The organism is Kitasatospora sp. NPDC033851, assembly GCF_055576085.1.
The window spans coordinates 26,791-36,712 of sequence record NZ_JBVIRL010000046.1; the positions used below are offsets into that span (position 1 = coordinate 26,791).

Genomic DNA, 9,922 nt, shown 5'->3' on the forward strand with positions numbered 1-9,922 from the left:
GACCAGGCAGAACACGGTGAGACCGTCCTAGGACAGTCCCAGCTCCGTCCCAGCAAAACACCCGAAGCGGACCCCTGGGACGCGGCAGGACAGGGCTAGGACAGCCCCCGTCCCAGCCCGGCGAACCGCCCAGCCTACGGTCCGGCACAACCCCCACAGCCCCCACCGACTCCGCCGCAGAGCGAGGAACCGAGCGCCGCGCGCCCGGCCCGCACACTGGTCCGTACCGGCTGTTGGCACGGTGCACGGCGTTCGTCAGATTGGTCTGCGCCTTCATCGCGTTGACTGCGCGAGCTGCACCTTGAACGTCCGCCAGAGTTTGGCGACGGTCGCCGCGCTGGTCGGCCTCACCGTTCTTGCCGGTTGGCACGACAGTTCGCATGACCGTCACCCCGCCAGCGCGGCGTGTAGCGACCCTCCGGTGGGCCCCTGTACGGCTGGAGGCCGCCATCGGGAAGTCCCGGGGGCGGCCTCCAGCGGTGTGTGGTGCGTCAGCTGATGCGGATGAGTCCGGCGGTGGCGGTGGCCGCCTCCCGGGTGGGGCTGCCGCTGTAGGTGGCGGTGTAGCCGAGGTTGAGCAGGACGGTGACGACCAGGCAGGGGCCGGTGCAGGTTGCGGTGCCCGCGGCATCGGTGGTGGCGGTGCACACGGTGGTGGAGCCGACCTTGAAGGTGACGGTGGCGCCGGGCACGGGCTTGCCGGTGGTGGTGTCGGTGAGGGTGGCCGACAGGTTGAGGTTGGTGCTCAGCTGCCCGGGTGCGATGGAGAGCAGCATCGGGTTCGCGGTGAGCTTGGTGGTGTCCTTGGTGTAGGTGTACCGGTCCGCGGCCGTGATGGTGCTGGTGCCGCCGGGGGTGGTGACGGTGACGTCGACCGATGCGGAGCCGCTCGCGGCGGGCGCGGTCGCGGTGACGGTGGTGTCGTGGACGACGGTGAAGCTGCTCGCCGGGGTGGTGCCGAAGGAGACGCCGGTGGTGCCGTAGAGGTGGCTGCCCGTCAGGGTGACGGTGGTGCCGCCGGCGGCCGGGCCGGTGGTGGGGTGAGGCCGGTGGCGGTGGGCGGCAGGGGCGCCATCGCCAGTTGGTAGACGTTCTGGTCGGTGGGGATGGTGGAGGTGATGGTGAGTGTCGCGGTGTCGATGATCGAGACGGTGCCGTTGGTGAGGCTGCTGACGTAGACGTGGCTGCCGTCGGGGCTGGCGAGGACGGCGGTCGACCAGCCGCCCGTCGGGATGCTGGTGAGCATGGTGTTGGTCGTGGCGTCGACGACGGACGTCGTGCCGAGGGCACTGCCGACGTAGACCTGGCCGCCGTCCGGCGAGACGGCCACACCCTGCGGGAGCCAGCCGACCGTAACGGTGGAGGAGACCCTGGCGGTGGCGGTGTCGATCACCACGAGGGCCCGGTCCCGGCTGTTGCTGACGTACGCGCGTGTGCCGTCCGGGCTGAACGCTGCCCCGAACGCGCCCGGGACGGAGATGGTGGCGGCGACGGTGTTGGTGGCGGTGTCGATCACCGTCACCGAACTGCCGGCGGGGCTGGGGACGTAGACCGGCGAGGCTGCCACGGGCCCCGGTGCCGGACCAGGCGTCGACGGAGATCAGCTTGTCGGCGCCGCCGAAGGTGTAGGAGGCGCGTTGCTGGACGCCGGAGCCGCCGGTGTCGCCGCAGCGGTAGGTGTACCCGGGGAAGATGACCTGGATGCTGCGGATGCCGACCTCGTCGTACCAGACGTCGATCCTGGAGGCGTAGGGGGAGTCGGCCTTGGGCGCGGCGTCGAAGGGCACCTGCGCCCCCCGCTCCGCGCTGAGCATACGGGTGAGCACTCCGTCGTTGCGGAGCAGCCACACGTCTCCCTTGGTGACCGGGGCGGCCTTCGCCTGCGCGACGCTGTCCGCGGGGGCGGAGTTGCCGGTCGACGTCCATGACGTCGCGCCGGGCACCAGCATGGCGGACCTGCCGTCGGCCGCATACGCCGCGATCGCGCCGTCCGCGCTGGGGGACAGGCGCTGCACGTTCAGCCCGGACGGGGACAGTTCCTGCCAGCCGCTCTCGCCGCGGGTGAATGCCTTGCCCTGACGGCAGTACCAGAGCTTGTCCTTGCTGGTGACGGCGACGTCGTCAGCCTGGACGTTCAGGGACTGCCAGGTGCCGTTCTCGGCGCGCTGGAAGAGCGTGTTGTCCAGGCCGATGAGGTAGAGCGTGCCGTTGCCGGCGCAGGCCAGGCCAGGCCCAGCCCCTGCCAGTTCTGGGTGTTGGTCTTCCAGGTCGTTCCGTCGAAGTGCGCGAGTTGCTTGTCGGTCCGCAGCCCACAGACGACGTCCTTGCCGGGCGCGATGCGGTTCAGGCCGTTGTTCAGTCCGGTGGTGGGTATCGGGTTCCACTGCCGGCCGACCGGGTCGAACCGCACCGGGCTGCCGTCGAACCTGCGCACCCCGTACACGCCCGTGGGCCCGGCGGCGATGTCCACCAGGTCCACCCCGTCGAAGTTCTGCCGCATCGGCGCCTCGGGCGCGGTGCAGGCGTCGAGCTTGCGCACGGCGGTCTCGAACGGGTTCGCCGCCCGGATCTTCGCCGCCCACTCGGCCGGGGCCACCGAGGCGAGGACCTCCTTGTACCGCTGGAGGCTGGAGTAGGTGAAGGTGAGCTCCTGCAGCGGGATGAACAGGCAGCGTTCCAGCTTCGTCGGCTTGGTCGTGACGCTGTAGACCTGCACGACCTCGTAGTACTGCACCGACATCGCGTGCATGTGGTTGTAGTTGGTGACGACCCGGGTCAGCACCTGGTCCTTCTCCGACTGCGACGTCTCGCGCACCACCGTCATGTTGCGGCTGCGCGCCGCCGTCGCCAGCTGCTGGCGGGCCGGCCAGGGCGCAGCAGCCCCGGACCCCAGGAACGTCAGTCCGGCCCGAAACCCGGTGGACGGCTTCCCCGCTCTGAGCGAGTATCACCGCGATGAACACCGAACCACTCTCCGCCCCCAAACGCGTCCGCTTCGTCGAGCTCAGCGCAAAGGCCCTGCGGGCTCTTGCCGACGGTGACCTCGCCGGCGGCAGTGCCGAAGCCGGGGTTGCCCTTGACGAACACTTCGTCGGTGAACGAGCCCGCTGGATCTTCGGCTACCGTGCCGACCAGCTCGCCAAGGACCCCTCCGCTGCTCCTTGGACCACGCGGGCAGCGGTGTCCGAGCCGGACGGGACTGTCGTCGGCGACGCCGGGTTCCACGGGCCGCCGAACGAGACGGGCATGGTCGAGGTCGGCTACTCCGTCGTCCCCAGGTACCGCCGTCAGGGCTATGCCCGCGCCATGCTGAGGGCGTTGCTCGTCAGGGCAGCGGCCGAACCCGGTGTCAGGACCGTGCGCGCCAGGATCGGATCCGACAACACCGCCTCCCTGGCCTGCATCAAGGGCTTCGGCTTCACCCGCGTCGGCGAGCAGGGGAACGAGCGCGACGGACTCACGATCATTTTCGAGGTCCCGGCAGACGCCATTCACGCCCGGTAGCGTACGTTCCCGGCGGACGACGGGACGGGCGGGTCGGCGACGGCATCCGCGCGGCGACGGTACGCCCCCCTGGCTGGTCCACAACCCCGCCGGCGTCGATGTCGCGGCGCAGCGGCACGACAACGGCCGGGACAGCGGCGCGCAGCACGGCGACCGCAGGGACGGCGAACCGACGACGACGGCCGGCAGGACCCGGGACGACCTCACCGCCGTCCCGGCCGGCGCCGCCCGCATCGAGGACCTGGCCCAACGCGGACCGTCGGCCCCGGTCTGGCACCCGCTCGGCAGCCGGGGCGGGGCGTGCATGCGGATGGACAGATCTGCAGGCGGCGAGCACGAGCCACGGGAGGTCTGCCGCCGGCCGTCCCAGCCGCTATCCGGGGCCGCCAGGACGCCTGAGGCATATGAGGCATGTGGTACTTCGGCCCGTGTGCCTCATGGATATCCATGGGTTGTTCGGGCACGTTGGGCACCTGAGCGACAGGGCGCTTCCGAGTGGCGGAGCGGACGCGTGATGCGCAGGCCCGCGCCACCGTCCGAGTCGTCGATCATGACCTGACGTAGCGTCACCTGCCTTGAGTCAGCTGACGGCACGATGACGGCCAGGCGCACCGGCATGTTCGGATCTACTCCTTGCTCAGTGGATGCCCCAGTTGGGTCGACTTCACGACTGGACGCGTCGCTCGGCGGCGTCGAACGCGGGCGCCAGCGGGGCCAGCGCCGCGCGGAGCTGGTCGGGCAGTGAGCCAGAGGGCACGACCAGTCCTCCGGCGCCGAAACTCTCGGGGAACCCCGCGTTCCCGGCGGGCCGAAGCCAGCCTTCCAGTGCGATGCGAACCGCCGCGGCCACGCTCGCCGCGAGAACGCGGGCTGTGGGCGCTTCGGCGCCACCAAGGCGTTCGGCGATCACCGTCGTGAGAGGGGGCTCAATGTCGGCAGTCGTATCGAGGAACGCGTCAAGCAGCGGGGTCCGGGTGGTGATCAGCAGCAGTACTTCGCGTTCGCGCCCACCGGTGTTCGTGTACTGCTCGACCACTGCTTCGGTGACGGCGTCAGCCAGGCGCACTCCTGCGGGCCGGGCGGCGACCGCCGACGCGACCCCCGCCTCCCGGCCTGCGGTAACGGCGGCGACGATCGCCTGCTCGCGGCTGGCGAAGTAGTTGTTGTAGGTGCGCGGCGAGACTCCGGCCGCCTCGGCGATCTCCTCGACGCGCACGTTGTCCGGTCCGCGCTCCACGGCCAGGCGCAGCGCGGCCTCGCGGAGCGCCTCACGCGTGGCCTGCTTCTTCCGCTCCCGCAGCCCTGATGGTGGTGTCGTCACGGTGTCAGCATGCCACACGTAACTGCGCGCACGCAAACTTGCGTGCGCGCAGTTTTCCTGTCAGCCTCGACCCACCGAGACCGACAGAGAGGGCGGCACCGTGCGAGCAAGAGGAATGACCTACGACACCGGATTCGTCGTGCACGGCCAGACGTCCCGGGAGAACCTCGACCCAGCGGTCGTCCGGCGCGAGCTCGCCATCATCCGCGACGACCTGCACTGCAACGCGGTCCAGATCATCGGCGGCGACCCGGACCGACTGGAGCTGGCCGCCAGCGCCGCCGCCGAGCTCGGGCTGGAGGTCTGGCTCTCGCCCTATCCGCTGGAGCTGGACCCGGAGCAGATCCTCGCGCTCTTCCGTGACTGTGCCCGGCGGGCGGAACGGCTGCGGCGTGGTGGGGCCGAGGTCGTGTTCGTCGCCGGTGTGGAGCTGAGCGTGATGAGCCGTGGGTTCCTGCCCGGAGAGAGCCCCGAGGAGCGGGTCGAGCAGCTGATGCGCCGACCCGAAGGACGGGCCGAGGCGATGCGCGAGCTCGGCGTACGCGTCAACGCATTCCTCCGGGACGCCGCGGCCACGGTCCGCGAGCACTTCCAGGGCAAGCTCACTTACGCGTCCATCCAGTTCGAGCAGGTCGACTGGACTCCCTTCGACTTCGTGACCTTCGAGCTGATCCGCTCCGCCGAGGTCGCCGACCGCTTCCGGGACGCGGTGCGCACCCTGGCCCAAGGCCCGAAACCGCTCGCCATCACCGGGTTCGGCACCGCCGCCTACCGCGGCGCGGGAGACCGCGGTGGGCGGGTGCTGGAAGTGGTCGAGTACGACCCCGAGACCAAAGCCCCTGTGCGGCTGGACGGCATATACGAACGTGACGAGGCCGGCCAGGCCGCATATCTCAGCGAACTGCTGGAGATCTTCGAGACCGAGGGCGTGAACAGCGCGTTCGTCTTCCTGTTCGCCTTGCCTGGCTACCCGCACCGCCCGGACGGCGACCCCAGGGACGACTTGGACCGGGCCGGCCTGGGCATCGTCAAACTCCTCGAAGGGCGCCGGGGGCAGACCTACCCCGACATGGAATGGGAACCCAAGGCCGCATTCGCGGCAGTGGCGCAGCGGTATCGGAGGTGACAAGCCCCACGCACGGTGACCACGGCTCGGGATCTGCACTGCGGCGCAGTGCGGATCCGACCGCCGGTGGCGCTGTAGGTACCGCGTTTCGGTGTCCAATTCCGGGCCGCCATGTCCAGCAGATGCCCAATCGGACAAGTCGCGTGACTGACAGGCTCTCGGCGTGGGTGGATGGACCCGGCTCCGTGCCAGGCCCCGTTGACCTGTGAGGCGAAGCACCGGAGGCGGGAAGCACTGGAGCCGATGACTCGTCGTGGCTGGTCAGAAGGCTGCAGCTTGCAGCGCCTGCTCGCGGATCTCTGCTCGCCAGAACGTCGCCCCTTGGCGGCAGGCGTTCGTGCTCCACGAGGTCGAGCGGCGGCCGAGGCCGACGACTGACCGGCGGCCTCGTGGATCCGCGCTGTCGAGTACGGGCTCAACCGGACGGCGTGACCGGGGACCGAATGCCGAGCCACTGCTCAGCATTCCAGGCCTGGTACCGCTCTACCTCGGTGAACCCCAGCTTTGCCGCGAGGCGCATCGAGCCGACGTTGGCGGTCTGGGTGGTGAGTACCACCGGCTCACCGGGAAGCGCGCCGGCGAGCCATTCAAGTGCCGCTGCGCACGCCTCGGCGGCGTACCCGAATCCCCACGCCTGCGGCAGGAACAGGTAGCCGAGATCGGCCTTCCCCGCGGCAGCCGGGCGGCGGTGCTCCGTTGCTCTCCTGAGCAGGATCTGGCCGATCATCGCCCCGTCGAGATCGACGACGAAACTCCCGGGCCACCGCTCGGGCACCCCGGGCAGCTCACCCTCGAGCTCGTCACGCGGCCGGGGGCCGCCGAGGTAGATATGCACCTCTGGCGACGCCAGCAACTCGACGAACGCCGCACGGTCCCGCGCCTCGGGCCCACGGAGCACCAGCCTCTCGGTCCTGATCGGGGCGGGAGGCCAGGCGACGGGTCCGAGTTCAGCCATGGCGGGCAATTCCTCTCGACGGCAGCGACACAGGAGACGCTCCCGCAGAGGGGGACGCGTCTGACGAGTGATCCAGTTCCTGGGCAACGGGTCCGCCAACCCGTCGCCGTGCCCAGTGGACTGGCGCTGCCGTTCGGTGGCACCGGCGACGTGGTCGCGCTTGTCGGAGCCTTCAGCTCCGGACGTTGCGAGCCATCCGGAGCCCGCGCCGTCAGGGATATGACACCGAGCACGGAACGATCAAGGTGACACGGAACGCGGAACCTGCAATCCACGCCACAGCTCCGCGGCCTGGTCACCGGCGCCCGCCAGATCGATGACCGCGCTCTGTTCGCGGTCGCCAGCGGCGCGGGCCAGGGCCCTCCGGGCTCCTCCACGATCTCCTGTGCCCGCGCCAGCGCCACCCTCGCGGCGATCGTCCGCCGGGCCGGCTCCCGCTCCCGCGCGACGGCGGCCGGCCACCAGGCCTCGTCCTCGGCGCGGGCCGCCTCCAGCGGCGGGGCGGCCGTGTGGCTGAGGCAGACGACCGACAAGGGGTCCACCACGACCGCCTCCTGCCCGGACGGCGGCGGAAAGGCACGCCCGTGCTCAGCGTAGTCACTGCCGACTGCTCCACCCAGTCCGGCGCCCTGATTGACGAGATCGTCGGCGAGGGAGCCCGCCGCATGCTCGCCGCCGCGCTGGAAGCGGAAGTCAACCAGTACACAGCCGAGTTGACTGCGGGAAGGACGAGTATGGGCGTCGCCTGGTGGTCCGCAACGGTCACCACCGGCCGCGGTCGGTAGCCACCACGGCCGGCCCGGTGGAGGTCGGGGCGGCCCCGCGGGTGAACGACCAGCGGGTGGACGAGGAGACGGACGCCTGGTCAGCCTGGTCATCAACGAAGCGGTGACCAAGGTGCGCGAGTCCGCCCTGAACTCGATCAGCGAGGCATTCAACCACCACCACCTGCCCCCGGACCTCGTCGAACCACTGACGGCCGCCATGCCGACGATGGAGCGCGAACTCCTCGAACACGCTCTCTATATCCTCGGTGCCACCCACTCCCCGCAGGCCCGGCCGCTGATCGAGCCCTTCCTCCACCACCCCGACCCAGAGGTGCGCGAAGAAGCCCGGCTCGCAGCAGCCGAGATCACCGCAGCGTCGGAGGGCCTCACTCACAACTCTTGACCAGCAGGCCCGGCGGCAGTCGTGTTGTTCCGTCCCCAGCGCCCCCGCATCGACCGCGTGGCGCATCCGCTTCTGCCGACGGCATGGGAGGGTTGACGCCTGCCGGCACTGCTCGGAGCGGTCCGCAGGGCCAAACATCGGGTGTCAGAGCCGTCTCGTGGTGAACAGGGTGGTCCCGTACGCCGCGTCCACTTCCTTCCGCTCGGTCTCGGTGAACCCGACCTTGGCCAGCACACGGCGAGAAGCGGTGTTCCAGTCCCAGACCGTGGCCCACAGACGTTCGCACCCCGACGATCTCGCCCATTCCAGAACTGCCAACGAGGCCTCAGTCGCGTATCCCTGACGCCAGACTCGGCGTAGCAGCTCGAACGCCAGTTCCGGTTCCCCTGTCGGTCCTCGCCCGCTGTCGACCAGCCCGCAGTAGCCGATGACGTCACGAGAGGCCTTCCGCTCGACCGCCAGCAACCCGATCGACCACAGCTGGTTGGTGCGGATCGAATCCTCGAGCTCCGCGACCGTGGGGTGTCCGTCCGCGTCGATTCGGCGGTGCGGCGGCACTCGTGGATCACGTTCGGTCCACAGCTCACGCTGGACGACAGCCTCGGCCGCCCGCCAAGGCCTGAGTAGCAGGCGAGTCGTCTCGAGTACAACCTCGCTGCCCGGAGTCGCGTCACCTGCCATGACAGCAACCATCTCACGGGCGAACGCACCGTCGTGCCACGGGGCGCGCGGTCGGTCCTGCCGATCGTGGACGCGAGATGTGCGGGACCACCGAGGTCAATTGCCGAGCGTCGTCTTGGACCTGTGCACCTTCGAATGTACCCGGTTGGACGCGTTGACCCGTACGCCCACATTCCCGACCCAAGTGACAACGTCGCCGGCGTGAACGACCCGATCCACAACTCTTGACAATGGCTCAGGACTGTTGCAAGGACCTGTGGTCCTCGCAGGGGTGTCCTCTTCCCGGTCAGCATTGCATTCGCAGTGATGACCTTTGCGAGGATGGGACGCATGGTCAGCGTCGAAGAGTGGATCCGGGTCCGGAGAGACCTGCGGTTGGGACAGAGGTTTGCCGGCACAGTGACCGCGGTGCCGACTCCGGGCGCAACCGGGCCTGCGGTCTCGGGTAGGAGGACGGCAGAAGAACCGGCTTGTTCTGCTCGTCCTCGGCGAGGCCTTCCATGCGGAACAGCCAGTCCTCGAAGGCGTATTCGTCGGGAAGCCGGACTCGAAGGTCCCTGATGGTGGAGTCGGGCATTGGAACTGTCGGTTGCGACATGAGGTCGCTTGTGTTGAGTGAAGACGTCGAAGGAGGTTCGACTGAGGTCGAAGACGTAGTCCGGGCCGTATCCGTGGCCTGTCCCTACCCCGACATGCGTGGCTGGGTCCTGCTCAGCCGGGTGTGAAGCTCGGGGGAAAGCCCAAGAGTCTCCGTTCCGCCCGGGGGCCACAGGCGATGGGAAGGCTGGGCATGGGGTGAATACCAGTGAATCCTTGCTGATGCCTCGTAATTCCAACGCTTTGTGGCGGTATGTATCACAAGGTGACAGGGGCCCGTCGTTGAAAGGCGACAGGTGGCGGCCAAAGACTGATTTTGGTCGCGTGGATACCACCGCCCTCGGGGTATAGAGGACACCCAACCCCAGCCGCACCTCACACATGCGGAACATGGAAACCCCGCTAGAGTCCGAGACGGGCGCAGTGCGCGAACGTAACGGTAAGCCGATCGTAAGAGGGGCCTAATTCTCTGGCGGGACAGGATGCCCAAGAAGCTAACGCCGGCTGCCGAAAGGCAACACGAAACGCAAGGCAGACATGACCGACTCTCTCCTGTCGGATGCCCCGT

The 9,922-nt window shown here is 69.2% G+C and carries 10 protein-coding genes and 2 pseudogenes; 5 read left to right on the forward strand and 7 right to left on the reverse strand.

What is annotated here, in order from left to right:
* Nucleotides 1-491: 491 nt before the first annotated feature.
* From ACZ51D_RS40835 to ACZ51D_RS40845, 3 genes and pseudogenes are all read right to left on the reverse strand, one after another.
* Nucleotides 492-776 (reverse strand): hypothetical protein, encoded by a 285-nt coding sequence (locus ACZ51D_RS40835; protein ID WP_465665360.1) that lies wholly within the window; start codon nucleotides 774-776, stop codon nucleotides 492-494.
* A 93-nt stretch (nucleotides 777-869) separates the two neighbouring features.
* A pseudogene (locus ACZ51D_RS40840) lies at nucleotides 870-1,001 on the reverse strand (IPT/TIG domain-containing protein); the annotation flags it as partial.
* Complete coding sequence (locus tag ACZ51D_RS40845) at nucleotides 998-1,567, reverse strand: YncE family protein (RefSeq protein ID WP_465665345.1); 570 nt, start codon at nucleotides 1,565-1,567, stop codon at nucleotides 998-1,000. The pseudogene ACZ51D_RS40840 and the gene ACZ51D_RS40845, both read right to left, overlap by 4 nt.
* A gap of 293 nt (nucleotides 1,568-1,860) precedes the next feature.
* Here ACZ51D_RS40845 and ACZ51D_RS40850 point away from each other — a divergent pair, with 293 nt between their 5' ends.
* Nucleotides 1,861-2,079, forward strand: a complete 219-nt coding sequence (locus ACZ51D_RS40850) for a hypothetical protein (protein WP_465665347.1) — start codon at nucleotides 1,861-1,863, stop codon at nucleotides 2,077-2,079.
* A gap of 55 nt (nucleotides 2,080-2,134) precedes the next feature.
* On the opposite strand, the gene ACZ51D_RS40855 is transcribed toward ACZ51D_RS40850, so the two are convergent.
* Nucleotides 2,135-2,815 (reverse strand): hypothetical protein, encoded by a 681-nt coding sequence (locus tag ACZ51D_RS40855; protein ID WP_465665349.1) that lies wholly within the window; start codon nucleotides 2,813-2,815, stop codon nucleotides 2,135-2,137.
* 140 nt (nucleotides 2,816-2,955) lie between these two features.
* On the opposite strand from ACZ51D_RS40855, the gene ACZ51D_RS40860 reads away from it, so the two are divergent.
* Nucleotides 2,956-3,504, forward strand: coding sequence for a GNAT family N-acetyltransferase (locus ACZ51D_RS40860; protein ID WP_465665350.1), 549 nt, complete (start codon nucleotides 2,956-2,958; stop codon nucleotides 3,502-3,504).
* A 664-nt stretch (nucleotides 3,505-4,168) separates the two neighbouring features.
* On the opposite strand, the gene ACZ51D_RS40865 is transcribed toward ACZ51D_RS40860, so the two are convergent.
* Nucleotides 4,169-4,825: a TetR/AcrR family transcriptional regulator gene (locus tag ACZ51D_RS40865; RefSeq protein ID WP_465665352.1), complete on the reverse strand. Its 657-nt coding sequence runs from the start codon at nucleotides 4,823-4,825 to the stop codon at nucleotides 4,169-4,171.
* Nucleotides 4,826-4,940: 115 nt separating this feature from the next.
* Here ACZ51D_RS40865 and ACZ51D_RS40870 point away from each other — a divergent pair, with 115 nt between their 5' ends.
* Nucleotides 4,941-5,951 carry a hypothetical protein gene (locus ACZ51D_RS40870; protein WP_465665354.1) on the forward strand — a complete coding sequence of 337 codons (1,011 nt, stop codon included), beginning with the start codon at nucleotides 4,941-4,943 and terminating at the stop codon, nucleotides 5,949-5,951.
* Between the two features lie 415 nt (nucleotides 5,952-6,366).
* On the opposite strand, the gene ACZ51D_RS40875 is transcribed toward ACZ51D_RS40870, so the two are convergent.
* Nucleotides 6,367-6,906: a GNAT family N-acetyltransferase gene (locus ACZ51D_RS40875; protein ID WP_465626741.1), complete on the reverse strand. Its 540-nt coding sequence runs from the start codon at nucleotides 6,904-6,906 to the stop codon at nucleotides 6,367-6,369.
* 584 nt (nucleotides 6,907-7,490) lie between these two features.
* On the opposite strand from ACZ51D_RS40875, the pseudogene ACZ51D_RS40880 reads away from it, so the two are divergent.
* Both ACZ51D_RS40880 and ACZ51D_RS40885 read left to right on the forward strand, forming a co-directional pair.
* Nucleotides 7,491-7,786: pseudogene (locus ACZ51D_RS40880) on the forward strand (IS256 family transposase); the annotation flags it as partial.
* An 8-nt stretch (nucleotides 7,787-7,794) separates the two neighbouring features.
* The gene (locus ACZ51D_RS40885; protein WP_465665356.1) at nucleotides 7,795-8,076 is read left to right on the forward strand and encodes a HEAT repeat domain-containing protein; all 282 of its coding nucleotides are present in this window, start codon (nucleotides 7,795-7,797) and stop codon (nucleotides 8,074-8,076) included.
* A gap of 144 nt (nucleotides 8,077-8,220) precedes the next feature.
* On the opposite strand, the gene ACZ51D_RS40890 is transcribed toward ACZ51D_RS40885, so the two are convergent.
* Nucleotides 8,221-8,757 carry a GNAT family N-acetyltransferase gene (locus ACZ51D_RS40890; protein WP_465665358.1) on the reverse strand — a complete coding sequence of 179 codons (537 nt, stop codon included), beginning with the start codon at nucleotides 8,755-8,757 and terminating at the stop codon, nucleotides 8,221-8,223.
* Nucleotides 8,758-9,922 lie beyond the last annotated feature (1,165 nt).

Bases quoted from the DNA above. Each gene is read 5' to 3' on its own strand.
- ACZ51D_RS40835 (WP_465665360.1), bottom strand. From the start codon at position 776: ATGCTGCTCTCCATCGCACCCGGGCAGCTGAGCACCAACCTCAACCTG.
- ACZ51D_RS40860 (WP_465665350.1), top strand. From the start codon at position 2,956: ATGAACACCGAACCACTCTCCGCCCCCAAACGCGTCCGCTTCGTCGAG.
- ACZ51D_RS40870 (WP_465665354.1), top strand. From the start codon at position 4,941: ATGACCTACGACACCGGATTCGTCGTGCACGGCCAGACGTCCCGGGAG.
- ACZ51D_RS40875 (WP_465626741.1), bottom strand. From the start codon at position 6,906: ATGGCTGAACTCGGACCCGTCGCCTGGCCTCCCGCCCCGATCAGGACC.
- ACZ51D_RS40890 (WP_465665358.1), bottom strand. From the start codon at position 8,757: ATGGCAGGTGACGCGACTCCGGGCAGCGAGGTTGTACTCGAGACGACT.